The 23,699-nt window shown below is 55.0% G+C and carries 24 protein-coding genes; 15 read left to right on the top strand and 9 right to left on the bottom strand.

The genetic code is table 11. The features are described 5' to 3' along the window. Positions 1–20: 20 nt before the first annotated feature. On the top strand, positions 21–1,532 hold the full coding sequence (locus ACESQ2_RS25180) for a family 43 glycosylhydrolase (RefSeq protein WP_373171490.1): 1,512 nt from the start codon (positions 21–23) through the stop codon (positions 1,530–1,532). Positions 1,533–1,578: 46 nt separating this feature from the next. Here ACESQ2_RS25180 and ACESQ2_RS25175 read toward each other — a convergent pair whose 3' ends face one another. The 7 genes from ACESQ2_RS25175 to ACESQ2_RS25145 all read right to left on the bottom strand — a co-directional run bounded on the left by ACESQ2_RS25175 (position 1,579) and on the right by ACESQ2_RS25145 (position 9,096). Continuing rightward, the gene (locus ACESQ2_RS25175; RefSeq protein ID WP_038423905.1) at positions 1,579–2,277 is read right to left on the bottom strand and encodes an oligogalacturonate-specific porin KdgM family protein; all 699 of its coding nucleotides are present in this window, start codon (positions 2,275–2,277) and stop codon (positions 1,579–1,581) included. A 222-nt stretch (positions 2,278–2,499) separates the two neighbouring features. Then, positions 2,500–3,342: a PTS system mannose/fructose/sorbose family transporter subunit IID gene (locus ACESQ2_RS25170; RefSeq protein ID WP_373171488.1), complete on the bottom strand. Its 843-nt coding sequence runs from the start codon at positions 3,340–3,342 to the stop codon at positions 2,500–2,502. After that, positions 3,335–4,138: a PTS sugar transporter subunit IIC gene (locus ACESQ2_RS25165; protein WP_047722776.1), complete on the bottom strand. Its 804-nt coding sequence runs from the start codon at positions 4,136–4,138 to the stop codon at positions 3,335–3,337. Before ACESQ2_RS25165 ends, ACESQ2_RS25170 begins: the two co-directional genes overlap by 8 nt. An 11-nt stretch (positions 4,139–4,149) precedes the next feature. After that, positions 4,150–4,647: a PTS sugar transporter subunit IIB gene (locus ACESQ2_RS25160; RefSeq protein ID WP_014837005.1), complete on the bottom strand. Its 498-nt coding sequence runs from the start codon at positions 4,645–4,647 to the stop codon at positions 4,150–4,152. A 13-nt stretch (positions 4,648–4,660) separates the two neighbouring features. Beyond that, complete coding sequence (locus tag ACESQ2_RS25155) at positions 4,661–5,839, bottom strand: glycoside hydrolase family 88 protein (RefSeq protein WP_049069821.1); 1,179 nt, start codon at positions 5,837–5,839, stop codon at positions 4,661–4,663. Continuing rightward, positions 5,836–6,318, bottom strand: a complete 483-nt coding sequence (locus ACESQ2_RS25150) for a PTS sugar transporter subunit IIA (RefSeq protein WP_014837007.1) — start codon at positions 6,316–6,318, stop codon at positions 5,836–5,838. The genes ACESQ2_RS25155 and ACESQ2_RS25150 overlap by 4 nt, the downstream gene beginning before the upstream one ends. Before the next feature lie 174 nt (positions 6,319–6,492). Next, positions 6,493–9,096 (bottom strand): sigma 54-interacting transcriptional regulator, encoded by a 2,604-nt coding sequence (locus ACESQ2_RS25145; protein ID WP_373171487.1) that lies wholly within the window; start codon positions 9,094–9,096, stop codon positions 6,493–6,495. A 548-nt stretch (positions 9,097–9,644) separates the two neighbouring features. Between ACESQ2_RS25145 and ACESQ2_RS25140 the strand changes: the two genes are divergently transcribed. Genes ACESQ2_RS25140 through ACESQ2_RS25110 form a run of 7 tightly spaced genes read left to right on the top strand, consistent with a single transcriptional unit; the run spans position 9,645 to position 14,465 of the window. Next, entirely contained in the window at positions 9,645–10,625 is a 981-nt protein-coding gene (locus tag ACESQ2_RS25140) for a 6-phosphofructokinase (RefSeq protein WP_046877893.1), read from the top strand. 11 nt (positions 10,626–10,636) lie between these two features. Next, entirely contained in the window at positions 10,637–10,951 is a 315-nt protein-coding gene (locus tag ACESQ2_RS25135) for a PTS sugar transporter subunit IIB (RefSeq protein ID WP_004855885.1), read from the top strand. Further along, on the top strand, positions 10,944–12,311 hold the full coding sequence (locus ACESQ2_RS25130; RefSeq protein ID WP_004127157.1) for a PTS sugar transporter subunit IIC: 1,368 nt from the start codon (positions 10,944–10,946) through the stop codon (positions 12,309–12,311). Before ACESQ2_RS25135 ends, ACESQ2_RS25130 begins: the two co-directional genes overlap by 8 nt. Further along, complete coding sequence (locus tag ACESQ2_RS25125; protein WP_046877892.1) at positions 12,298–13,140, top strand: class II fructose-bisphosphate aldolase; 843 nt, start codon at positions 12,298–12,300, stop codon at positions 13,138–13,140. The genes ACESQ2_RS25130 and ACESQ2_RS25125 overlap by 14 nt, the downstream gene beginning before the upstream one ends. A gap of 57 nt (positions 13,141–13,197) precedes the next feature. Further along, entirely contained in the window at positions 13,198–13,467 is a 270-nt protein-coding gene (locus ACESQ2_RS25120; protein WP_014227380.1) for a hypothetical protein, read from the top strand. A 9-nt stretch (positions 13,468–13,476) separates the two neighbouring features. After that, complete coding sequence (locus tag ACESQ2_RS25115) at positions 13,477–13,914, top strand: PTS sugar transporter subunit IIA (protein ID WP_014227381.1); 438 nt, start codon at positions 13,477–13,479, stop codon at positions 13,912–13,914. Then, positions 13,911–14,465 carry an ATPase AAA gene (locus tag ACESQ2_RS25110; RefSeq protein ID WP_025106530.1) on the top strand — a complete coding sequence of 185 codons (555 nt, stop codon included), beginning with the start codon at positions 13,911–13,913 and terminating at the stop codon, positions 14,463–14,465. The genes ACESQ2_RS25115 and ACESQ2_RS25110 overlap by 4 nt, the downstream gene beginning before the upstream one ends. Positions 14,466–14,555: 90 nt before the next feature. On the opposite strand, the gene ACESQ2_RS25105 is transcribed toward ACESQ2_RS25110, so the two are convergent. Further along, on the bottom strand, positions 14,556–14,879 hold the full coding sequence (locus ACESQ2_RS25105; protein ID WP_009653628.1) for an AzlD domain-containing protein: 324 nt from the start codon (positions 14,877–14,879) through the stop codon (positions 14,556–14,558). Then, the gene (locus ACESQ2_RS25100) at positions 14,879–15,538 is read right to left on the bottom strand and encodes an AzlC family ABC transporter permease (RefSeq protein WP_009653646.1); all 660 of its coding nucleotides are present in this window, start codon (positions 15,536–15,538) and stop codon (positions 14,879–14,881) included. The genes ACESQ2_RS25105 and ACESQ2_RS25100 overlap by 1 nt, the downstream gene beginning before the upstream one ends. Before the next feature lie 100 nt (positions 15,539–15,638). Here ACESQ2_RS25100 and ACESQ2_RS25095 point away from each other — a divergent pair, with 100 nt between their 5' ends. The 7 genes from ACESQ2_RS25095 to ACESQ2_RS25065 all read left to right on the top strand — a co-directional run bounded on the left by ACESQ2_RS25095 (position 15,639) and on the right by ACESQ2_RS25065 (position 23,690). Continuing rightward, complete coding sequence (locus ACESQ2_RS25095; protein WP_004855902.1) at positions 15,639–16,187, top strand: helix-turn-helix domain-containing protein; 549 nt, start codon at positions 15,639–15,641, stop codon at positions 16,185–16,187. 229 nt (positions 16,188–16,416) lie between these two features. Then, complete coding sequence (locus ACESQ2_RS25090) at positions 16,417–17,628, top strand: PfkB family carbohydrate kinase (RefSeq protein WP_046877891.1); 1,212 nt, start codon at positions 16,417–16,419, stop codon at positions 17,626–17,628. Between the two features lie 17 nt (positions 17,629–17,645). Next, entirely contained in the window at positions 17,646–18,569 is a 924-nt protein-coding gene (locus ACESQ2_RS25085; protein WP_046877890.1) for a dihydrodipicolinate synthase family protein, read from the top strand. A 15-nt stretch (positions 18,570–18,584) separates the two neighbouring features. Then, complete coding sequence (locus ACESQ2_RS25080; protein ID WP_046877889.1) at positions 18,585–19,076, top strand: YhcH/YjgK/YiaL family protein; 492 nt, start codon at positions 18,585–18,587, stop codon at positions 19,074–19,076. Continuing rightward, positions 19,073–20,350, top strand: coding sequence for an MFS transporter (locus ACESQ2_RS25075; protein ID WP_046877888.1), 1,278 nt, complete (start codon positions 19,073–19,075; stop codon positions 20,348–20,350). Before ACESQ2_RS25080 ends, ACESQ2_RS25075 begins: the two co-directional genes overlap by 4 nt. A gap of 106 nt (positions 20,351–20,456) precedes the next feature. Next, positions 20,457–21,452, top strand: a complete 996-nt coding sequence (locus tag ACESQ2_RS25070) for a substrate-binding domain-containing protein (protein ID WP_049069826.1) — start codon at positions 20,457–20,459, stop codon at positions 21,450–21,452. A gap of 114 nt (positions 21,453–21,566) precedes the next feature. Further along, complete coding sequence (locus ACESQ2_RS25065; RefSeq protein ID WP_046877887.1) at positions 21,567–23,690, top strand: alpha-galactosidase; 2,124 nt, start codon at positions 21,567–21,569, stop codon at positions 23,688–23,690. Positions 23,691–23,699: the final 9 nt, after the last annotated feature.

The following is a 23,699-nucleotide window of genomic DNA, read 5'->3' as shown; positions in this document are numbered from 1 at the left end:
ACAATAAAAGGTCCCCCACTATGCCGCTGTTCTATCAAAACCCCGTGATTCATGCCGATTACGCCGATCCCGATGTCATTCGCACAGGCGATGATTTCTGGATGGTGGCTTCCAGTTTCCATCAATTGCCCGGCTTACCGCTTCTCCACTCTCGCGATCTCATCCACTGGCAAATCGTTAACCATATTGTTAAACGCCTGCCTTCGCCTGAATACGACAGCGTTCAGCCGGGAAAGGGGATTTGGGCGCCCTCCATTCGTTTCCATGGGGGCCTGTTCTGGGTTTTCTACAGTTTGCCCGACGAGGGTATTTTTGTTTCCCACGCCCGGGATCCGCGAGGCGAGTGGAGCGAACCCTATTGCCTGAACGCTTCCCCTGGCTGGATAGACCCTTGTCCGTTCTGGGACGATGATGGACGGGCCTGGCTGATTCACGCTTTCGCTTTCAGCCGCAGCGGAGTGAAAAACAAGCTCCAGATTTTTGAAATGGCGCCGGATGCATCCCGGCTGTTGGATAACGGCCAGATCGTTGTTGACGGAACGCCCTCCCATCCCACTCTGGAGGGCCCCAAATTATATAAGCGCAACGGCGAATACTGGATATTCGCTCCGGCCGGAGGCGTCAAGCGAGGCTGGCAAACGGTCATGCGCGCCCCGACGCTATCTGGTCCATGGCAAAGTCGCGATGTTCTGCAACAGGGAGATTCACCGATAAATGGCCCTCATCAGGGGGCGTGGGTTGAACTGGAGAACGGTGAAAACTGGTTTTTCCACTTTCAGGATAAAGGCGTGTACGGCCGCATAGTGCATCTTCAGCCGCTAAGCTGGCGGGCTGACGGCTGGCCGCAAATTGGGCAACGGCTTGACGATCACGGTAAGGGGCAGCCCGTAAGCCTCCATCGCTTACCCGCGCTGCCTCTTGCTCCATGTTGTTTGCAGACCAGCGACGATTTCCCGTGCGGCCAGCCCGGCCTTCAATGGCAATGGCAGGCAAACCCCCAGCGCCGCTGGCTAATGCCGCATGCGCAAGGGCTACGCTTGCGCTGCGCGCCGACCGCTTCCGATATCAGCCTGTATCGTTTACCTCAATTGCTGCTACAAAAATTTCCCGCTGAACGTTTTCACGTGCAGACCGCGGTTCATCCGATGTTTTCTCAGGATGGCGATGAAGCGGGAGTCGCGATTTACGGCCAACGCTTTGCCGCACTGCGCGTGAGGTACTGCGCGCCGAATCTTCAGCTATCGCTGTGCCACGGATGGATAGACGATCGCGGTGAAACGCATCAAGAAGCCATCGAACTTGAGGCGATCGCCTGTTGCAACGAGATTGCGCTGGGGTTCCGGGTGGACTACGACGGGATAGTCCGCTTTCGTTATCGGTTTACGCAGCGTGAATGGCAGCAGGTGACGCCGTCGTTTTCCGCCGGTGCGGGAAAATGGATCGGCGCGCGTATGGGCATTTACGCGCGTGGCGCGCATGAAAACGTCGGCGGCAGCGCCGTTTTCTCTCCGTTTATCGTGCGCTTGCAGTAAGCCGGACGGTGATATGAGAAGGGCAGCTTCGCTGCCCTTGCGGGGTTTAATCGAAGTAATAGCGAATGCCGAGGCGGAATCTCACCTGATCGTCGTGATTCTGATCCTGATCGAGCCAGGCCACTTCCGCATAGGGAAGCCAGTGTTTATCGACGCGGTAGCGCGCCACAATGCTTGGTTCCCAGTGAGTTTTCTGCCCGTTAGAGGCATTGAAGTCGTTTGTGTTGATGAAGAACTCCGGGTTGAACTGAAGCCACAGTTTCTCAGTCGCCTGGTAATTAAGGTACAGGTCGAACTGATGGCTGTCGTTGTAATCCATATAGCCGTTGTAATCGCGATCTTTATGGGTCATATGGTTATAGCGGTAGCGGCTGCTAAAACTTAAAGATTTACTGATTTTATAATCGAGGCTGATATAAGGCGCCAGCTTCGTTCCTTTACTATCAATATCGGTTAATCCGCCCGGCGTCAGCGTCCATTTTTCATTAAGCGGGATCGGATACCAGCCTTCAAACTCCTGAAAGGAGCTTTTCATTTGATTAAAATCTTGTCCGAGGTCGTACATGGCGGAGGCCAGAACACCGGCGCCATTATCAAATATATGACCCAGGCCTATTTTATACTGATTTTTCTCAGAAGCCGTAGTATGCGCGTAGCGATTATCAACCCAGGTTGCCGCGGCAAGCGTATTTAGCGTAAAACAGGACAGCGGGATGCCGATCAATAGCGTGCGTAATGTTTTCATTTTAATTCCTGTAGGATTTATTAAGTGCCATGATTTCTGAAGAGAAATAAAAGACACTTATTAAATAGCAATTGCTGTGCCAGAATATAAAATCCTTAAAATACATGGCGTTGTTTTTATGTGTTGGGCATTAATTCGACACTGACTGATTTTTTATTTGCGTCGATATATATCACGAGTAAGAGGACGACTCCCTTTTATTAAAGGGAGCCAGGAGATGGGTTAAATTATGCCAATACCCGCAGCGGCAAAGCCGAAGACAATCAGCATAATTAACACCTTATTGGGGCTGACCTTTTTATTGAGCAGCTTCAGGCAGCCCAGAACTAAAAGCAGAGGAATTAGCCCGACGCAAATTTTGTCGAGGATCTCCTGCAGTACAAAGGGCTGCCCGGCGATGGTGGTTTTAAAGGTAGTGGTAAACTTCACCATACTGGCGCTCATCGCCCCCACCATCATTAATCCCATAATTGATGAGGCTTTGGTGATACAGCTCAGCAGCCCGGACTGCGTCGCTTCGGCGATATACTTCGAGCCTAAACGGTAGCCCATGACGCCGCCGTAATAGCGCAGCAGATAGCTGGGAATATTGTAAATCAGCAAGAACAGCAGCGGCCCCAGTGGATTACCCTGCGACGCCAGGCCAATGGCAATCCCGGTGGCGATAATACGCAGCACGCCGTAGAAGAAGGAATCACCGACCCCGGCAAATGGCCCCATTAAGGCCACTTTGATGCCGTTAATACTGGAGGTATCAAAGTTCGGGTTGGCGGCATTCTCTTTTTCCATTGACAGCGTCAGGCGCATAATAAAGGGCGCCAGATGCTGGTTGGTATTGAAGAACTGGCTGTTTCGCTTAAGCGACTCAAGATAACGGTGCGGGTCGTTGGCGTAGATTTTCTTCAGCATTGGCGCCAGCGCCCAGCCGTAGCTTAATCCCTCCATACGGGTGAAGTTCATCGACCCCAGCAGCGGAAACTGGCGGATAAAAAGCTGACGAAAAAGCTTTTTCTCGCTTTTATCATCGGCGTAAGCGCTAACGCTTTGTGTCTGGATATCAGTCATTGAAGAACCCATCCTTATCGTCAACTGAGGCGGACGCGGCCGCCGTTGCCGTTTGTTTATTCGCTTTAAGCTGATTGAATTCGTTAAAGCACAGATAGACCGCTACCGAGGCTGCAATAATCGCAATCCCCATAATCGGCAATTGCAGATAGGCCGCCATAGCGAAACCGATAAAGAAGAAGGCGGCGATGTTACGGTTCCACAGCGCCTTCAGCAGAATGGCGAACCCGAGCGCCGGAAGAATGCCGCCAACCGCCGTCATGCCGCGCATGACCGTACCCGGAATGCTCTCGACCAGGCTGCGGATGACCTCGGTGCCGAAGAGCACGCCAAAAAAGGCGATCAGGGCGAAGGGGATGCCGTAAAAGAAGGTCATACCGAGCGTCAAACCCAGCGCCGCACGGTCACGCCCCTGTTCCAGTAGCGCATCGTATTTTTCAACCAGAGCGGTATAGACCAGCTTCAGCACCTGATAAACAAAGACCGCCAGCAGGCTGATAGGCAGCGCCAGCGCAACGGCCACCGGCGGCTCCGCGTGGGTCAGAATCGTAAAAGCGGTTGCCAGTACTGACCCCACCGCAAGGTCGGCAGGAACCGAGCCGCCGATGGTGATGGTGCCAAGGAAAATCAGCTCCAGCGTGGCGCCGATAATAATGCCCTGTTGCAGGTCTCCCAGCACCAGCCCCACCAGCGCGCCGCAGATGAGCGGGCGTTCAATCAGCGGTTGACCCAGCGTATGGTCGGCGGTTTTCACCAGAAACATAATGACAGCAACAAGAATTGCGGAAGTTAACATAGCGACCTCGCTTAACTGGCGGCGTTATCCAGCATCTCAATCAGGTTTTTCACCGGATGAGATGGCAGGACCTGGTATTCAACGGCAACGCCGCGGTCGGCGATAGCGTGGAAATCCGCCACATCTTCCGGCGTCACGTAGACGGTATCGCTAATGCGCTTTTTCGCCGCCAGGTTGTCGGTGATGCGCCCGAAGTTAGCGACGTTCAGCGTTTTTATCCCCGGCGCCTGTTCGACGAGCCGACGGGCGTCGGCGGCATTGTTAACGATCACCATAATTTTCATGGCTTCTGAACGCGGGTCGTTAAGCACATCGCCCGCGTCCTTCACCGCCATAATGGCGCACTTTGCGGTATCGGGAGCCGCCATGCGCAGCGACATTTTCTGCACTTCGTTATTCACGATCTGGTCATTGGCGACCAGGATGCGGTTCACGCCCAGATGCTTGGTCCAGACCACGGCAACCTGTCCGTGGATTAAACGATCGTCAATACGTACTAAAGAAATCATGGTGTAGCTCCAGTTAGCAAAAGTAGGGTGTCCAGACGCGGGAAAGGCGAACCAGGGCTTCGAAATAGAAGTAATCGCCCCAGAGGTTAGGTTCGTTAATGCCCATATTGCGGCCAAAGTTATAAACGCCTTCGCGCAGCAGGCCGTCCTGCGCGTGGGCAAAGTAGCGCTCGCGTAAATTGCGCATCATCAGTTCGATAGCGTTGCCGTAGGCCGGACGCAGCGGGTCGGTGAGCGGTAATAGCTTCAGCAGTTCCGCCAGACCGCAGGCCGCGATCGCTGCCGCAGAGGTATCCCGGTACTGGTTATCTTCGGCGGTAAAAATCAGATCCCAGTAGCAGACAAAATCTTCCGGTAAGCGGTTAAGAAAATAGTGCGCCAGCCGGCGGGAGAGCTCGGGCTGCCAGGCATCGCCGGTGTGGGCGTATCCCAGCGCGAAACCATAAATTCCCCACGCCTGGCCGCGCGCCCAGCAGGAGCTGTCGCTGAATCCCTGGTGCGTATCGCCGCGCAGCGGCTGGCCGCTATGAACATCCATATAAAATGTATGGAAAGTAGAGGCGTCTTCACGCACCAGATAGCGTGCCGCCTGCGCCAGATGACGGCTGGCGGCCTCACGCCACCGTTGATTTCCGGTTTCGTTGGCGGCCCAAAATAGCAGCGGAACATTGAGATTGCAGTCGATGATCATCCGCCCCTGGCGCGCCGGGTCGTTTAAATCTCCCCAGGCCTGAATGACGCCCGCCGTGGCGTTAAAGCGGCGATAGAGCAGCTCGGCCGCGCGCAGGGCGAGTTCGCGTGCGCGCAGGTTGCCGGTGAGCTTCCAGGCGTTAACGCAGGAGAGGAGATAGAGAAAGCCCAGGTCGTGGGTATCCACTTTAATCTGCTTATCGAGACGTTCTTCAAAGCTATCGAGCAGGCTTTCCCCCACCGCCCGATATTTATCATCGCCGGTGACCTCCCAGGCGAGCCACAGCATGCCGGTCCAGAATCCCTCGGTCCAGTCGACTTTCTCTACGCTTTCATAGCGGCCCCGTGTCGCACTGGCGGCGGGAAAAGTTGCCGTAAAGCGCGGCAGCATGGCGTCGAGCTGCGTCAGCACTTCGCCGATTGCCGCGTTAAGCCAGGTATGATTTAACCTCGGCTGCGGCGAGAGATAGCGCGCATCAAGCGCTTCGAGTGCGATAGTCACGGGTTTCCCTCTTCGGCAAAAAAATCATCAATATTGTCCTGCGTTTTGTGCTGCGCAGCCTGGCGCGCCGCGATGATTTCCGGCAGCTGATTCATGTACTGCATCGCCCCGCTGGCGGCGGCGACGGCATCCTGAAGCCGCTGCGCGGTTTCGACGTGTTCCGACATGCAAAACTCCATCAGCATAATCAGGCTGGCGCCGCTGATGACGTGCGCGTGGGGATATTTGACCATCATCTGTACGGCGGTATTGTTGACGCTTCCGCCGGGCATATCGGTAAACAGCACCAGCTCATTGCCGCGACCGGCCGCCTGCCGGGCGATAGCGTCAAAGCGGATGGCCAGTTCAGCCGTTGACTCAATTTCACCGCAGTAGGCGCAGACGGGCGTGACGCCATGGTCGTCGCCAATCAGCAGATTTAATGCCGACACTATCCCTTCTGCGTAGCGGCCATGGGTTGCGATGTACATCTCTCGCATTGCATATTCCTTCATCTTTTCAGGTATCTGAAAATGAAATAGCAATCAGCGTGCCATGTTTTTATATGTATGTTTTTAAATGATAAAAACGGATTTTTGGACGCTTTTTGCAGTGTTGAATGGGCAGTTTATTCAGTGTCGACAGGTTTGCCAGCCGACGCTGGCAACGGGGGGTTAATGGTCGGGGTCAAAGGCGATCCACGGCTCCATGATTTCATAAATCATCAGCACTTCGGTAAGCGGCAGGGTGATATTATATTTGCGGTTCAGGGCCTGGAAAAAGGTGTCGTGGACGGCGACAAACGCCTGCTGCGCCAGCGTCAGCTCCGCCTCTTCCCGGTGGCGCACGCCGTTGTTGACCATTACCCGCTCGATCATCAGGGCGATATGCATAAACAGATTGATGCGCAGATAGCTTTCAAAATGGATTTTGTAGAAGGCTTCATACTGCTTAATGACCGCTTCGACTTCATCAATAATCACCACCGGATTGAGGAAGTTAAGGCGGCTGGCGACGCCTTCGACGGTAAACAGCTTGACCACTTCATCAATCATGGGCTCCAGGCCGCCTTCCATCAGCAGGCCGTTGAAGTAGTCGCGTTTTAACACCCGCGTCTTTTCTTTAATCAGCTGCTCTACGCTAAGTAGCGGAATATACCCGGCTTCCAGATCGGTGGTGGTAATGATCAACCGCGTGCCGTTCAGCGCCGGGTCGGCGTGGGCGATTTTCCACTTCAGGTCGTCATACTCCATCGTAATAATGTCGATCTCCTCCTGTGCCAGGAAGCGCTGAACGATATCCTTCAGCTTGCGGGAGATCCCTTCGCCGGAGATGCAGGAGATAATGATTTTATTGCCCGGCAACACGCCCGCGTAGTAGCGCGTTTCCACCTCGTACGCGCCTTTGGCGCTCTCAATAATCGCCTCCATCGACAGCTTATCCTGAATTTTGGCCGCAATATCCAGCGCCATGGCCGTACTGACGTTGTTGATAACCAACAGTTCGCCGTGCAGGTGGAGCTTAATCTCTTCGTAGATCTCTTTTAGCGACCCCATATCCACCAGAATAATCAGCCCCGCGCCTTGTTTAAGGCGGGAAACGTGGGCAATCAGCAGGTCGATGATCTCTCTGGTGGACGTCGCGTTCGCCATGTCGAAGGCTTTAAAGTAGTAGCCGCCGGTGAGCTGGTTGGCGATCCCGGCGATGCTCGACGCCGTGGCGCGACCGTGGGACACGATAATGCCCTGAATCGGATCGTCTTCGCCGGCGAGGGTGTGAAAAGCGCAGCTTAGCAGCGGCTGAAGCAGGGGGAGCGGCTGCCGGGTGACATGTTTGCTCAGCAAAGCGAGGCACTCTTCGGCCAGCAGCCGTGCCTTAGCGGAAACATAATCGGAAATGGTTTGCAGTTCGCCTGGGTCGAGCGCCTCCTCCGGAGCATGCAGCGCATAGCTCAGGCAGAGCCAGACCGCCTTGCGGATCTCCGGGCTACAGGAGATGCCGGTCAGGCTCTCCAGCTCCTCCAGCGCGTGAATGGTGTTCTGCCAGATATAGCCGCTGTACAGCGACTCGGCGGAGACCGCGCCGCTGACGGTAGTCAGCAGCTGTTCTACTTTGCGATTCAGCAACAGCACGTTACCGCTGTGGCAAAAGTCGCGAAAAATCACCTCATCGCGCATCGCTTTGGGCAGCAGCTGGCTGACATTCAGCGCATCTTCATGCGCGCTGGCGGCAATACGGATTATTTCACCGCCGGACGCCGGGCCGCGTAGCGTGATGACGTCAGCCTCACGATTCTCGCTCCAGGCGCTGGCGCACATCACTTTAATCTGATTTTTTAACTCGCCAATATTGCCGCGCACCGGGGAGGTGACCAGCTGATGCATCAGCTGATTATCGAGATGGATATCCCGACGCAGGCTGCGCGCTTCCTGCTGCAAAAAGTGGCTGACCTGAGCGACGCGCTCGGTCAGCGGGCGCGAAATATAGTTGGGCAGCGTGACGCGCACCGGGATGCGGCGACGGAAGGTGTTAAGCAGGACGGTATCGATATTTTCCGTGGTGGCGAAGATAAAGCGCAGCGACGCCGGATGGCGCGTACGGTTATCGCCAAGACGGTAGAAATATCCTTTATCCATATACAGAAACAGTTTTTCCTGGTTCTCTGCCGAGAGACGATGCACTTCATCGAGAAACAGAAATCCGCCATCGGCGTCATCAAAGGCGCCGCGTTTCTCGCGGTCAGCGCCGGTGAAAGCGCCGCGGGTATAGCCGAAAAGGGTTGCCGAAAGCAGCTCCGGATTGTTGGCGTAATCGGCGCAGTTAAGCTCAACGAAGGGTTTATCCGCTGCGATAACTCCGCGCTCGAGGGCGTACTGATAAATCAGCGTCGCCAGATGGCTTTTGCCGACGCCGCTCTCCCCGGAGAGCAGGACAGGCAAACCGTCACCGGGATAGTCCACCGCCGAGCGGTACAGCGCGACGGCGTCGGCCAGGCTCCCGTGCGCGCCAATCAGCGGCTGAAAGGCGTCGTACTTTTTCGACACTATGCGAGATAGCTGAGTCTTTTCCCCGCCGTTTTGCTGCACATAGAAGCGCACCGGGCGGGTGTTTTCTTTACGCAGATAACCGTCATCGCACAGCCTGTTGAGGTAATGGCTGATAACGCTGCGGTTAACCTGCATAAAGTCCGCACAGTCCTGAGCCGTGAATCCTGCGGGTTTCCGTGCGTAGTGGGTGACTATTTTCTGGAATAATTTTTCTTTTGCCGACAGCGCCATTCTTCAATGCCCCGGATAGAGTAGAAAATAGCGTCGATTTAATTTCGACACTAGACACTACTGCTTTTATTAGACACTGAGTACTTTCTACGGCATTAGATAAAAATGAAACTATGTTTTGATTAGAATGTGATGGAGATCGCCACAGATTTTATGGGATGTAAAAGCAGGCGGCGCACTCGCGAACGCCAGAAGAGCGCTATTGCCCGAACCGCGTGATACGCGAGCCGTGAACCTTCCTGACGCAAAAAAATGCGCTATTTATCACATTTCTGCCTTTTCATCATCGCTGGGTTTACGGGAGAAAACAGGCAGCCCACCCGCGCAATTATCGCTTCAAGCAACTTAATGATCTTAAAGAAAATAAAAAGATAATTGTTAAGGCGATCTCATTTTATAAAAGGGATATGCATCACAAAAAATGAGGAAATAAACCCACTGTCAATATTAGGCTTGGAGGGATTTATCAGCATATTGTGATCTCTATTGCAAATAACGGTCTTGAACTCAGGGAAAAATGTGGGCAAGCAAAGCAACGGAGACAGGCAATGAAAATTGGCATGGTTATTAGCGGCGGCGATGTTTCTGGAATTAATAATTTTATATTTCAGATAGCCAGACTGGCGAGTGCCGATATCACTCTTTTTAATGGCGGAATACCCGGACTGCTGGATAAAAATCATCACGAAGTCGCCTGGCGCGATCTGGTTGATTTCTCCATTGCCTCTATTCCGATCATCACCTCCGGGCGAACCAGCCGCAGGCTGGTGCGCAGTGAATATGAAACCATAGCTAAAAAAATTAAATCACTGCGCATTGATGTGCTGATTATGGCCGGCGGCGACGGCAGCCTGCAGTTTCTCAATACGCTGAGCGAATTTGATATTAACTGCTTTGGCGTCGGGATGACTATCGATAATGATGTGTACGGCAGCGATTATACCATTGGTTTTTCCACCGCCTGCGAGCAGATTATTAAGGAAGTTTCCCGGTTAAGAAATACCGGAAGAGCATTACCGGGCCGCGTCTTTATGGTCGAAATATTAGGAGGCTATTGTGGAGAGTTAACGCTGCAATCCGCGATTAAATCGAATGCTGATATCGCCCTGATTCCGGAATCGCAGATGCCGTTAGAAACGCTGGCCGAGCGGGTGAAGCATAAGCTGACACAGCAGAACAGCGTGGTGATCCTGTGCTCTGAAGGCTACACCAGGGAGTATTCCCCCGGCTTTCAGGGGGCCATTGATACCATGATTAAGCAGCTTGAACCGCAAATTGGCGTGCGTATTCGTAAAACCATCGTAGGCTACGGTTTGCGCAATGGCGATCCGACCTGCGAAGAAATTTACCAGGGCACGATTATGGCCAGTGAAGTGGTTCGCTGTATTCAGTCAGGGATGAAAAATAAAGCCATTATAATTAATTCAAGCAACAAACCTATTCCGATTGATTTAGTTAGTATGAAAAAACGTCTGGTCGACACTGAAGGACATCATTATAAACTTGCCAAACAACTCAATATTATTTGAGGAGACCCTACATGCTGAAAATTCTATGCGTATGTGGCTGCGGCCTCGGTTCAAGCTTTGCCATTGAAATGACGGCGAAGGCAGTTTTAAAGAAGCTGGAGATTCCCGCACAGATTGAACATACCACTATTTCCGAAGCCGGGGCGTTTAAATCAGATATGATTCTGACGCAAAAAACCTTTGCCGATATATTAACGGCGGATGCCAGTGCCGAGGAAATTAAACGCGTGGTGGTACTGCATAAGCTCACGGATAAAGATGAAATTGAAGCTAAGATCGTCGCATTCTTAAAAGAGCGTAACCTGAAGGTAGCGGACTATGAATAGCTTTGTAGAGTTTATCGTTAAAGATTTACTCGGCCAGGCTTCAATATTAATTGCATTTATTGCGATGCTGGGCCTCATTCTGCAAAAAAAATCAGCGGGCAAAACGGCGGAGGGGACGTTTAAAACGCTGCTCGGTTTCTTAATTATGATGGCCGGCATCAACATTATTGTCGCCACGCTAACGTTCCTTAACGATATCTTCACGCAGGGATTCGGCATGAAAGGCTACATTACCGATGTCGCCGCCATCGCCGGATTAGCCAACCGTGAATTAGGTTCCGAAGTCGCGCTGACCCTGATGGTGATTTTTGCCGTCAATATCATTATCGCCCGCCTGACGCCGCTGAAATATATCTTTCTGACCGGCCAGGCGCTGCTGTGGATGGCAACTATCGGCGCGGTGATTGGCTATAAAGCCGGGCTGACCGGACTGCCGCTGATTTTAACCGGCGGTATTTTCGGCGGCGTGATGGCGGTACTGATGCCCGCCCTGGCGCAGCCGGTCGTCAGGCGCATCACCGGTTCCGATGACGTAGCGCTGGGGCATTTCTGCACTATCGGCTATCTGGTGCAGGCGGCGGTGGCTAAAGTGGTGGGTAAAGGTTCCCGCTCAACGGAAGATCTTGAATTACCGGATAACTTTAAGTTCCTCCAGGACACCTATCTCGCGATGGCGGTGGTGATGGTGCCGATGTACCTCATTCCCGCGGTTGCGGCGGGCCCGGAATATATCGCTCAGTTCTCCAACGGCATTAACTACCTGATGTACGCCTTTATGCAGTCCATTCAGTTTGTGGCGGGGGTATTCGTTCTCTACAGCGGCGTGCGCCTGTTGCTCAACGAGCTGGTGCCGGCATTTCGCGGGATTGCGATGCGCATTGTCCCGGACGCTAAGCCTGCGCTCGATTGCCCGGTGTTGTTCCCGTATGCGCCCAATGCGGTGATCGTCGGCTTCCTGGCGACGACCGTCGGCTCCATCATCGGCATGCTGGTGTTCCCGATGTTTGGCCTGGCGATGATCCTGCCCGGTCTGTTAACCAACTTTTTTGCCGGCGGTACGGCGGGCGTCTTCGGTAACGCACTGGGCGGCCGCCGCGGGGCGATGATTGGCGGCGTCATTCACGGCCTGTTTATCACCTTCCTGCCCGCCATTTTGGTACCGATGCTGGAAAGCTACGGTTTTACCGGCGTCACCTTCAGCGATTCGGACGTTATTAGTTCCGGTCTGGTATTAGGCCACGCCTTCCAGAACAACTGGCTCTTTGTCGCCTTGTTCATTGTTTTTGTTGCCGCACTGGCATGGTTCGTAAACGGTAAATCAGCGAAGCCGAAAGGGGAAAATGTTCATGAGTCTGTATAACTTCAACGCTATTCTGAAAATTGCGCAGGAAAGAGATTTTAAAGCCATTGGCTCATTTAATTTGCACTGTATTGAAATGCTGCCCGCCTTTTTTAAAGCGGCGCAACAAAGCGATAGCCCATTAATGATTCAAATCTCTACCGGGACGGCGGAATATCTCGGCTATCGTTTACTGGTGGATGCGGTTCGTTCATTAGCGGAAAGTGAAAACGTGCCGACCTGCCTGCACCTGGATCACTGCTCTGATATCAGCGCCATTGAAACGGCCATGGATGCCGGATTTTCATCGGTGATGTACGACGGCTCCCATCTGGATCTGGAAGAGAATATTGGCAATACCCGCATCGTGGTGGAAATGGCGCGCCCGCGGAATATCACGGTAGAAGGCGAGCTGGGGGCGATCGGCGGATCGGAAGATGGCAAAGCCGTGGCCGCGGAGGATATCTGCTTCACCACGGTGGAGGACGCCAAACGCTTTGTGGAGGAGACGCAGGTGGATATGCTGGCGATCTCCGTGGGCACGGTGCACGGCCTGTATACCGGTAAGGCGCAAATTCAGCACCAGCGGCTGAAAGAGATTAGCGCCGCGACCGGCGTGCCGTTAGTGCTGCACGGCGGCACCGGCGTCAGCGATGAAGATATGCGCCTGGCCGTCACTGAAGGTATCAACAAGGTGAACGTCGGCACTGAAATGAATGTGCAGTGGGTCGATCAATGTAAAAGCACGTTTGAAAAAGGCAAAGTGAACGACAGCGTGCGCAAATTTTTAATTCCGGCGAATAACGCGGTCACCCATGTATTAATGGAAAAAATCGCCCTGTTTAAATAAACGCATATTTTTAAACCGTATTCCGTTGCCCTGCTGTCCGTCGGGGAGGAGCTCGCTATGTTTGAATCTTTGAAAACGCTGTGGAAAAAAGAGAATCAACCCCCGCAGGATTATGACGAACAGTCTCGCCAGCTGGCGGGGGAAATTGCCAGGCTGGAAGGCGAGTTACGGGGCAACCCGGCTAATGGCGAAGTGCAGAAAGCATTAATGCTGATATATAACCGGGCGCTGTCGGTCTATGCCAAAAGTCATACGCATCGCGAGGAAATCGATGCGCTTTTTATGCGCATTGATGAGTTACGTAACATTATTCGCCATAATATATAGGAAGTGATAATGACGATAAAAGAACTGCTGATTGAGGCCGATGCGATTCAGGTCGGCGTCACGGAGTCCGACTGGCAGAAGGTGATCCAGCTGGCGGCCAGCCCGCTGGTTGCAAAAGGCTATATCTCGGCAGATTACGGCCAGGCGGTGATCGATAATACCCTGCATCATGGCGCCTATTACGTGTTTGATGAAGGTGTCGCCATCCCTCACGCCAGGCCGGAATGTGGCGTCAAACGCAACTGCTTCAGCCTTGTGGTGTTGAATAAGCCGATTCAATTTGCCGATAGCGAGAAGGCGGATATCGTCATTATGTTCGGCGCGCAGGACAGCAATGCTCATATTGAAGAGGGGATTCGGGCGATTGTCGCTCTGCTTGATAATAACGAGACCATGGCGAAGCTGCGGGCCGCCAGCAGCAGAGAGGAGGTCGTCGCGTTGTTATGAACAGACATCTCACACCCGGCTGCAAAACGGTGATTTTAATTAACGGTATTCCCGCATCGGGTAAAAGCACCGTCACCCGGCAGCTATCGGCAGCGTTTAATCTGCCGCAGCTGACCATCGACGGTATTAAAGAGCCGTTTATGGCGTGCTTTACCGGGATCGACCGGACCTTCAACCGGCAGCTGGGCTGCGCCGCGTATGAAGTCATCTGGTCGATCGTCGGCCAGTCGCCGGCAGGCTGTATCTGGCTTATTGACGCCTGGTTTGGCTTTCAACCGCGCGACACGCTACAGCAGCTGCTGCAACACGCGGGCGTTGAGAAAGTGCTGGAGGTCTGGAACCACATCTCGCCTGAGCTTGCGGTGTCGCGCTATGCCAGCCGGTTGCAGGATCGTAAGCCGGGGCACCCGGGCGAAGAGTATCTTCCGGAACTGGCGCAGCTGGCGCAGCAGGCGGAACCGATGCGGCTGGGGCCGGTGTTCACCGTGGATCAGCACAAGCCGCTGGATATGGCGTCCGCTACCCGTTGGATCGAAGCACAAATAGCGTAAGCCCTTAAGGGCAACTGCCCGGCGGCGCTTTGCTGGCACGGCCTATAAAAATTGCATAACAACATGATGTTTCGCGTTTCGTAGGTCGGATCAGGCGACGCCCGCCATCCGCAGCAGCGCCGTCGCCACGGCGGCGGCGATAATCACCACGATCAGCGGCATCTTACGCCAGGCGAGGAACACCGCCAGGCCCACGCCCAGCACCCGCGCCATCCCGGCAAAATGTTCGCCTTCGTAAAAGGTGGTCGCCAGCGCCACGGAAAAGAGCAGCACCGTCGCCGCATCGGAGAGCAGCGCTTGGGCGCGCTCGGAAAACGCCAGCCGGCTACCGAGCTTCGCCCCGCCTAAACGCATTAAGTAGGTGCCCAGCGACAGAATCGCAATACCGGCGATAAATAGCGTCATATTGCCCATTATTTTTTCCTCGTCAGCAGGCCAAACAGCGACAGCAAAACCGGCAGGCCAACCGGTGCGAAAGGAACGGCGGCCAGCGACAGGGCCGCTCCGCTGCAGGCGCGGATCAGGGTGGTGCGGTTTTTAAAGGCCGGCACCACCAGCGCCAGCAGAATCGCCGGGAATACCGCATCGAGGCCAATGGTTTCCGGGGCCGGGAGCAGTTTGCCGACCCCCGCGCCCAGGAGCGCCCCCAACGGCCAGATCAGCGCCACGCCCAGACCGCACAGCCAGTATGCGGCCCGCCGCTGCTCGGGGGTTTTCTGCGACAGACCAAACACCACGCTTTCATCGTTCATAATATGGCAGCCGAGGAAGCTGGCGGCGCGCTGGCCGACCAGGTCGCGAACCGTCACGCCGAAGGGAATATGCCGCGCGTTGACCAGCAAACCGGCCGCCGCTGCCGCCAGCGGGTTGCCGCCGCTGGCGACAATGCCGATAAACATAAACTCTGAGGCCCCCGCCAGGACGCAAACCGAAAGCACAAAGGGGACCCAAATCGGGAAGCCGTAGGCGACGGCCAGCGAGCCGTAGGACATCCCGACGATGCCTACCGCGAGGCAGACTAAAACAATTGCTCTGAGGGTGTCGCCTTTAAGCGTAGCGAAGTGTTGTTTCATACTCTTTAGCCATATCGAACGTATTTCCATTATAATGAACGCAACAGAATCGCATTTCAAGACGAACGAAACGTTCGTTATAAAAAACACGGAGGGATGTATGACTCAGCCAATTAGCCTGATTGCCAAAAGCCTGGTGCGGGAACGCGCGCGCACCGGTCTTTCCCTTGCCGAAGTTGCGCGACGGGCGGGAATCGCCAAATCAACGTTATCGCAGCTGGAGTCCGGCAACGGTAACCCGAGCCTGGAAACCCTCTGGGCGCTGTGCGTGGCCCTCGATATCCCCTTTGCCCGGCTGCTGGAGCCGCAGGTGAATACCACCCAGGTGATCCGCCGCGGCGAGGGAACGAAAGTGATCGCCGAACAGGCAAACTATCAGGCGATTTTACTGGCCGCCTGCCCGCCGGGCGCGCGGCGCGATATCTATCTCCTGCTGACCCAGCCGGGCGCGGACCGCATTTCCCACCCTCATCCGCCGGGTTCGGTGGAGCATATTATTGTCACCCAGGGGCGCGCGCGGGTCGGCCTGACGGAAGCGCCGGAAGAGCTGGGGGAGGGAGATTACATCTGCTATCCCGCCGATCGGGAGCACGTTTTCCAGGCGCTGGAGCCGGATACCCAGGCGCTGCTGGTCGCCGAGCAGAACTAAATTCAATAACATTCTGCGCATTTATTCGTAATACGCAGAATGTTATGCCGTTATATACGTTAATGACATTTATATTATTTTACTCCCTATAGTACCGGGAATATCGCTTTTTCGTCTATCCTTTTTCTTCATTTTTGTTTGCTTCCGTTTCGTCTGGAAACATGGGATTGATGTCACTCTTCCGCCCTTAGGTGGTTCGTATACTGCAACGGTGATATCGGGGTTAATTATGTTTCTTGAAGAACGCAGGAAGTCTATTTTACGATATTTAGATGAACATGAGCGTGGTTATGTTAATTATTTTTCTGCTCATTTTAATGTCACAAAAGAAACGATACGCAGTGATTTAAATACTCTTGCAGAGATGGGGCTGGTGCAGCGCTGTTATGGCGGAGCAATTATTTCGCGCCGTAGTTTGCAGGCGGAACTTATTTCTGAAACCGGTGATAGTTTTGAGGTGCTGCTGCAACCTCTTAATCACCGTAAATCACCAGGCGATGAGCGACAAAAAGGAAAAGTTATGCAGGGTAAGGTATGTGTATTTGGTTCGTTCAACGTTGACATTGTGGCTAAGGTTGAACGCTTCCCGCGAGGCGGTGAGTCGCTAATGGCGCTGGGTAGCAGCCTGGGGCCGGGAGGGAAAGGCGCGAACCAGGCAACGGCCGCCAGTAAAGCCGGTGCTCAGGTGCATTTTGTTGCCAAGGTGGGTAAAGATCAGTTCAGTCATTTAGCGGCCGATCATTTAACTCGCTCTGCAATTCACTCTTACACGCTTTATCAGTCAGAGAGTGAACCAACCGGTAATGCGATTATTTATGTTTCTCAGGAAAATGGCGAAAATATGATTGCTATTTATTCCGGGGCAAATACCACTATTACCTATAGTGAAATTCAGAAAATTATTCCGGAATTATCTTCATCAGATGTTTTATTGGTTCAGCTGGAAAATAATTTCGATGCTACTCATTCACTAATCAAGATAGCGCATGAGCTGGGCAAGCGAGTTATTCTTAATCCAGCCCCCTATTCTGCTGAAATTATCCCCAGCATTCCCTTTGTAGATGTTATTACGCCGAATGAAACGGAAGCATCTTTATTATCGGGAATCGACATTCGCGATTTTGATACGGCAAAAGAAGCGGCGCTACGTATTGCCGAACTCGGCGCTAAAAAAGTGCTGATTACGATGGGGTCGCGCGGCGCGCTGCTGCTGGACAACCGCCAGTTCAGTCATATTCGCGCTTTCCCAGCCGTCACCGTGGATACCACCGGCGCCGGCGATGCTTTCAACGGTGCGCTGGCCGCATCGCTTGCCGCCGGAAATAGTCTGGTGCAGGCCGCGACCTGGGCCTCCGCCTTCGCCTCTCTGGCCGTTGAGCTGGAAGGGGCATCCAATATGCCTGAATTTGAACAGGCAAACGCACGACTCCGTACCCTCTGAACTCAGGAAAAAACAATATGAAAACGATTAACGGTATTGTCCCGGTAATGCTGACGCCATTTACCGCCGACGATCGGATTGATTATCCGGCGCTGGCGAAATTAATCGACTGGTATCTGGAGAAGGGCGTTGATGCGCTGTTTGCCGTCTGTCAATCAAGCGAAATGCAGTTCCTTTCCTTAGAAGAACGCGTTGAGCTGGCGCGTTTTGTGGTACAGCACGTTAACGGCCGCATTCCCGTTATCGCTTCTGGCCATATCAGTGATGATATTGAAGCGCAAAAAGCCGAGCTGCTGGCGATGGCGCAGACCGGTATTGATGCCCTGGTGCTGGTGACTAACCATCTCGATCCGCGTCATGAGGGGAGCGACGTTTTCTATGCAACGCTGAACACGCTGCTGGAAACGCTGCCAGCCTCGCTACCGCTCGGCCTTTACGAGTGTCCGGCGCCTTATCGCCGCTTGCTTACCGATGATGAATTTGCCTGGTGCGCCAATAGCGGGCGCTTCGTTGTGCTGAAGGATGTGAGCTGCGATCTACCAACCGTTGAACGTCGCGTACGTCTGGCGCAGGGCACGCCGCTCAACGTCATTAACGCCAACGCGGCGATTGCCTGGCCAGCGATTCTGGCGGGCTCACAGGGCTTTAGCGGTGTGTTTACCAACTTCCACCCTGAACTATATAGCTGGCTGTGGCGAGAGGGGAAAAACCAACGTGCACTGGCCGATGAACTGGCGATTTTCCTCTCCCTGGGGGCGGTGAGCGAAACGCTGGGCTATCCGAAAAACGCCAAAATTTATCATCAGCGTCTGGGGACTTTCGACAGTATCACCTGCCGGGTTAATAAAGATGATGTGCTGAATAAGTACTGGGGGCTGACGGTGATTCTCGACCAGATTCGCGCCGGAACTGAACAGTGGCGTCAGCGTATCGTGGGCTAAGCGGAGGATGCCATTATGATCGTAACCAGTCTAAAGGCATGGCCCGCACAGTCGATGGCTTATCATCCGGTTATTCGCCAGGCGCTGGCTTTTCTTGCAGAGCAAGATTTTCAGGATTTCGCGCCGGGAAAAATCGACCTGATCCCTGACCGACTCTTTTGCCTGCTACAGGAGATGGATAGCGTGCCTTTTACCGAGGCTCGTCCAGAATCGCACCGTCAGTTTATCGATATTCAGTACCTGATTTCAGGCCATGAGCGTATGGGCGTCAGCCGCGTGGAAAGCAGTCTGCATACCGTTGTTGATGACCGAACGCCGCAGCAGGACATCATGTTCTGGCGGGTAGAAGAAGCAGAGACGCAGGTAACGTTAACCCCCGGTATGTTCGCGATTTTCTTCCCGGAAGATATTCATCGTCCCTGCTGCCATCCTTTGGGCGGTGGCGTTAGCCATCTGCGCAAAGCGGTGATCAAAATCGATCGCGCATTACTGGAGGTATCGGCATGAGCACCGTGAATCAGGCTTCCTCAGCGGCAATCGAGCCGCCGAAACTCTCCCGCCGGCGCTGGGGAATTATTTTGATTTTGCTGCTGGCTGCGGTGGTGAACTATCTTGACCGCGCCAACCTGAGTATTGCTAATACCACCATTTCGAAGGAGTTTGGTTTCTCCGGAACCGAAATGGGCCTGCTGCTATCGGCGTTTCTCTGGCCTTATGCGCTGGCGAACCTGCCGGCCGGCTGGCTGGTCGACCGCTTCGGCCCGAAGAAGATGTTCACCGGCGCGCTGACGCTCTGGTCCGCCGTGACCTTTCTGATGGGATTTGTGAACACCTATAGTTTCTTCTACGGCCTGCGGGTGCTGCTGGGGGTAGCAGAGTCGCCGTTCTTTACCTCCGGTATCAAAATCACCCAAAGCTGGTTTTCGGATAAAGAGCGCGGCCTGCCGACATCGATCATCAATACGGGTTCGCAAATCGCTAACGCCATCGCGCCGCCGCTGCTGACGCTGCTGCTGCTGTGGGTTGGCTGGCGCGGGATGTTTATCGCCGTGGGTCTGCTGGGTATCCCGTTGATTCTGGCGTGGCTGAAGTTTTATCGCGATCCGGATGCGCGGGAAGCGATGCTGATCCACACCGGTAAGGTGGTGGTGGCTGAGGCTGATAAGCCACAGGTTAGCTGGGGCGAGCTGTTTCGCAACAAAACGACCTGGTTCATGATTTCCGGCAACTTCTGCATCATGTTTACTATCTGGGTTTATCTGACGTGGCTGCCGGGTTATCTGGAAACGTCGCTGGGTTTCAGCCTGAAGCAGACAGGCTTTATTGCCTCGATTCCATTCTTTGCCGGTATTCTTGGCGTCCTTTGCGGCGGGATGCTCTCTGACCGTCTGGTGCGCAGAGGGATTAATGCGGTAACGGCGCGGAAGGTGCCTATTGTGGTGGGGGCGGCAATGGCGGCCTGTTTTGTGATGCCAATTCCGTTTGTCAGCAACAGCGGTACCGCGATTACGCTACTGACGCTGGGCTATTTCTGCTCGCAAATGCCGTCCGGGGTTATTTGGGCGCTGGCGGCGGATATGGCACCCAAAGAGCAGGTCGCTTCTCTCGGTGCGATCCAGAACTTTGGCGGTTTTCTCGGTGCCGCGCTGGCACCGGTGATCACCGGGATTATCCTTGATGCGACTGGTCAGTTCACCAATGTCTTTATTCTCGGCGGCTGCCTGCTGTTCCTTGGCGCCTGTCTCTATGGCTTCTTTGTGCGTAAACCGTTGGCGCAGTAGTTTTTCCTCAGAACAAAGCGCCGTTCGGCGCTTTGTCGCTCTTGCTGGACGCCATGCCCGTATTGCGGGACACTAGCCGCATTCTCCCGCGAAGACAGGGATACTTATGTCGCTGAAAGCCATTGCTAAAGAACTTGGGATCTCGGTAACGACCGTCAGCCGTGCGCTAAACGGCTATGATGACGTGTCGCAGGAGACGCGCGCCCGCGTGGAGGCCGAAGCCCAGCGCCGTGGATATCGGCCAAATACCTTCGCCCGCCGCCTGAAAATGGGCAAAATTGACGCCGTTGGCCTCGTTTTTCCCGTGCGTCCCGCGCCGTTGAATAACAACGTCTTTCTCGAAATGGTGGGAGAAATCAGTCACGAGCTGGCGCGCTATGAGATTGATTTACTGCTGATTGCCGACGATGAGCAGGCCGATAAGCACGGCTATATGCGTATGGTGCAGAGTCGTCGCGTCGATGCGCTGATCGTGGCCCATACCCTGGACGACGACCCGCGCCTGGTTCAGCTGCTCTCTTCCGGTTTTCCTTTTCTCGCCCTGGGGCGCAGCCGCCTGCCGCAGCCCTACGCCTGGTTTGATTTCGATAACCAGGCGGGAACGTACCGCGCCACCCGTCATCTGATTAGCCAGGGGCATCAGCGCATCGCGTTGCTGAGCGAAAATAACAATCAGGCGTTTATTACCCAGCGCCGCAACGGTTACCTGCAGGCGCTGCGCGAAGCGGGCCTGGCGGAAACCTGGCTGCGCAGCGTGCCGCCCACCCGCCGCGGCGGGTTTCAGGCAACGATGGAGCTGCTGCGCTTGCCGGAACCGCCAACGGCGATTGTCACCGATTGCAACACCCACGGCGACGGCGCGGCGATGGCCCTGGCTCAGCTCGGACGCCTCACCGGCGCCGATCGCGTCTCGCTGGTGGTTTACGACGGCTTGCCGCAGGACAGCATCATCGAAACCCCGGTGGGCGCGGTGGTTCAGTCCACCCGGCAGGGCGTGGGCCGCCAGATTGCCACCATGGTCCGCCGCTTAATCGCCGGCGAGGATCTCGCCTCTCTCCAGGTGCTCTGGCAGCCTGAATTTATTCCCGGCGAAACCGCCTGATTCTCCTCCCGTCAGATTAATTTCCTGAACTCGATCACGGATCCGAAACGTTTTGGTTGGCACCCGAAACGTTTCGGATAAACAGTAAGGCATTCCTTGTTGTGGAGATGTCTCATGTCTGATTCGATTTTACGTCTGCAAAGCGCAGCGGCTGATGTGGTGATCAAAACCCGTCCGTTCGCCGAAATTATCTACTGGGGGCCGCATTTAAGCCACTTTTCGCCGCAGGATGCGGCAAGCATCGCCCGCCCGGTGGCCAATGGCCGCCTCGACGTCGATTCCCCGGTAACCTTAATGGCCGAACTGGGCCACGGTCTGTTTGGCGCGCCGGGCATTGAAGGCCACCGCCAGGGGCTGGACGCCTCACCGATGTTTACCACGACCGAGGTGGTGCAGGATGGGCAGAATTTAACCCTTCTCAGCGAAGACGCGCAGGCGGGCCTGCGGCTGTGCAGTGAAATTCAGCTTGATAGCAGCGGCGTGCTCAGCGTTCGTCATGGTTTAACCAACCTGCGCCCGCAGCCGTGGCAGGTGGACCGCCTGGCGGTCACGCTGCCGGTCGCCGAGCGCGCCCGCGAAGTCATGGCCTTTCATGGCCGCTGGATCCGCGAATTCCAGCCCCATCGTCTGACCCTTGAACACGACAGCTTTGTGCTGGAAAACCGTCGTGGACGCACTTCTCACGAACATTTTCCGGCGCTGATTACCGGCAGCCGCGCTTTTAGCGAGATGCAGGGCGAAGTGTGGGGCGTGCATCTGGGCTGGAGCGGTAACCACCGCCTGCGGGCGGAAGTGAAAACCGACGGTCGCCGCTACCTGCAGGCGGAAGCGCTCTATCTGGCGGGAGAAATGGCGCTGGCGGAAGGGGAAACGCTGTGGACGCCGAACCTCTACGCCAGCTATTCGGCGCAGGGGCTGAACGGCATGAGCCAGCAGTTCCACCGCTATCTGCGCGAACAGATTATTCGCTTCCCGGACAACAAGCCGCGCCCGGTGCATCTCAACACCTGGGAAGGGATCTATTTCGACCACGACCCGCAGTACATCATGCGCATGGCGGATGAAGCGGCGGAGCTGGGCGTGGAGCGCTTTATCATTGATGACGGCTGGTTTAAAGGGCGCAACGACGACTGGGCGGCGCTCGGCGACTGGTATCTTGATGAGGAAAAATACCCTGATGGTCTGACGCCGATTATTGACCACGTGAAGTCGCTGGGGATGGAGTTCGGCATCTGGGTTGAGCCAGAGATGATTAACCCGAACTCCGATCTCTACCGCGCCCATCCCGACTGGCTGCTGGCGCTGCCGGGCTATACGCCGCTGCCCGGGCGTCATCAGTTTGTCCTGAACCTGAATATCCCTGAAGCCTTTGATTATCTGCTGGAACGGATGAGCTGGCTGCTGGGCGAGCACGCGGTTGACTATGTGAAGTGGGATATGAATCGCGAGCTGGTGCAACCTGCCCATAACGGCAAAGCCGCCGCCGATGCGCAAACTCGCCAGTTCTATCGCCTGCTGGATACGCTGGTGGCCCGCTTCCCGCATATTGAATTTGAATCCTGCTCTTCCGGCGGCGGGCGTATCGATTATGAAGTGCTGAAGCGCAGCCATCGCTTCTGGGCTTCCGACAATAACGATGCCCTTGAGCGCAACACCATCCAGCGCGGCATGAGCTACTTCTTCCCGCCGGAAGTGATGGGCGCGCACATCGGCAACCGCCGCTGCCACGCCACCTTCCGCCAGCACAGCATTGCGTTTCGCGGCCTGACGGCGCTGTTCGGTCATATGGGGCTTGAGCTGGACCCGGTGACCGCCGATGAGCAGGAGCGCGCGGGCTATCGCAAATACGCGGCGCTGCATAAGCAGTGGCGCGATGTCATTCATCACGGCGTGCAGTGGCGTATCGATATGCCGGACGCCACAACCCTCGCGCACGGCGTGGTGAGCGAGGATCGGCATCGGGCGATTTTCCTCGTCAGCCAGCTGGCGATGCCGGACTACACCCTGATGGCGCCGCTGCGCGTGGCGGGACTGGAAGCGGGCGCCCGTTACAAGGTGACGCTGCTCGACCATCCCGATATTCAGATTACGGGAGAGGGCGGCCATACCATGCGTAAGCTGCCGGAATGGATGACGAAGCCGCAGACCGTCAGCGGTGAGTGGTTGCAACAGGCGGGGCTGGCGCTGCCAATCCTCGATCCGGAAAGCGCCATTTTGATTGGCCTGCAACGCGTGTAATGACGACGG

This window comes from Klebsiella sp. Q11 (assembly GCF_964241505.1).
GTDB lineage: Bacteria > Pseudomonadota > Gammaproteobacteria > Enterobacterales > Enterobacteriaceae > Klebsiella > Klebsiella michiganensis.
This window is presented reverse-complemented; position numbering and strand designations above follow the sequence as displayed.

Excerpts from the sequence above, each read along its gene's own strand:
- ACESQ2_RS25100 (WP_009653646.1), bottom strand. The coding sequence starts at position 15,538 with ATGAAACAACACTTCGCTACGCTTAAAGGCGACACCCTCAGAGCAATT.
- ACESQ2_RS25090 (WP_046877891.1), top strand. The coding sequence starts at position 16,417 with ATGTTTCTTGAAGAACGCAGGAAGTCTATTTTACGATATTTAGATGAA.
- ACESQ2_RS25145 (WP_373171487.1), bottom strand. The coding sequence starts at position 9,096 with ATGGCGCTGTCGGCAAAAGAAAAATTATTCCAGAAAATAGTCACCCAC.
- ACESQ2_RS25150 (WP_014837007.1), bottom strand. The coding sequence starts at position 6,318 with ATGCGAGAGATGTACATCGCAACCCATGGCCGCTACGCAGAAGGGATA.
- ACESQ2_RS25095 (WP_004855902.1), top strand. The coding sequence starts at position 15,639 with ATGACTCAGCCAATTAGCCTGATTGCCAAAAGCCTGGTGCGGGAACGC.
- ACESQ2_RS25170 (WP_373171488.1), bottom strand. The coding sequence starts at position 3,342 with ATGACTGATATCCAGACACAAAGCGTTAGCGCTTACGCCGATGATAAA.
- ACESQ2_RS25165 (WP_047722776.1), bottom strand. The coding sequence starts at position 4,138 with ATGTTAACTTCCGCAATTCTTGTTGCTGTCATTATGTTTCTGGTGAAA.
- ACESQ2_RS25085 (WP_046877890.1), top strand. The coding sequence starts at position 17,646 with ATGAAAACGATTAACGGTATTGTCCCGGTAATGCTGACGCCATTTACC.
- ACESQ2_RS25105 (WP_009653628.1), bottom strand. The coding sequence starts at position 14,879 with ATGGGCAATATGACGCTATTTATCGCCGGTATTGCGATTCTGTCGCTG.
- ACESQ2_RS25130 (WP_004127157.1), top strand. The coding sequence starts at position 10,944 with ATGAATAGCTTTGTAGAGTTTATCGTTAAAGATTTACTCGGCCAGGCT.
- ACESQ2_RS25180 (WP_373171490.1), top strand. The coding sequence starts at position 21 with ATGCCGCTGTTCTATCAAAACCCCGTGATTCATGCCGATTACGCCGAT.
- ACESQ2_RS25140 (WP_046877893.1), top strand. The coding sequence starts at position 9,645 with ATGAAAATTGGCATGGTTATTAGCGGCGGCGATGTTTCTGGAATTAAT.
- ACESQ2_RS25065 (WP_046877887.1), top strand. The coding sequence starts at position 21,567 with ATGTCTGATTCGATTTTACGTCTGCAAAGCGCAGCGGCTGATGTGGTG.
- ACESQ2_RS25110 (WP_025106530.1), top strand. The coding sequence starts at position 13,911 with ATGAACAGACATCTCACACCCGGCTGCAAAACGGTGATTTTAATTAAC.
- ACESQ2_RS25160 (WP_014837005.1), bottom strand. The coding sequence starts at position 4,647 with ATGATTTCTTTAGTACGTATTGACGATCGTTTAATCCACGGACAGGTT.
- ACESQ2_RS25075 (WP_046877888.1), top strand. The coding sequence starts at position 19,073 with ATGAGCACCGTGAATCAGGCTTCCTCAGCGGCAATCGAGCCGCCGAAA.
- ACESQ2_RS25070 (WP_049069826.1), top strand. The coding sequence starts at position 20,457 with ATGTCGCTGAAAGCCATTGCTAAAGAACTTGGGATCTCGGTAACGACC.
- ACESQ2_RS25175 (WP_038423905.1), bottom strand. The coding sequence starts at position 2,277 with ATGAAAACATTACGCACGCTATTGATCGGCATCCCGCTGTCCTGTTTT.
- ACESQ2_RS25080 (WP_046877889.1), top strand. The coding sequence starts at position 18,585 with ATGATCGTAACCAGTCTAAAGGCATGGCCCGCACAGTCGATGGCTTAT.
- ACESQ2_RS25115 (WP_014227381.1), top strand. The coding sequence starts at position 13,477 with ATGACGATAAAAGAACTGCTGATTGAGGCCGATGCGATTCAGGTCGGC.
- ACESQ2_RS25120 (WP_014227380.1), top strand. The coding sequence starts at position 13,198 with ATGTTTGAATCTTTGAAAACGCTGTGGAAAAAAGAGAATCAACCCCCG.
- ACESQ2_RS25135 (WP_004855885.1), top strand. The coding sequence starts at position 10,637 with ATGCTGAAAATTCTATGCGTATGTGGCTGCGGCCTCGGTTCAAGCTTT.
- ACESQ2_RS25125 (WP_046877892.1), top strand. The coding sequence starts at position 12,298 with ATGAGTCTGTATAACTTCAACGCTATTCTGAAAATTGCGCAGGAAAGA.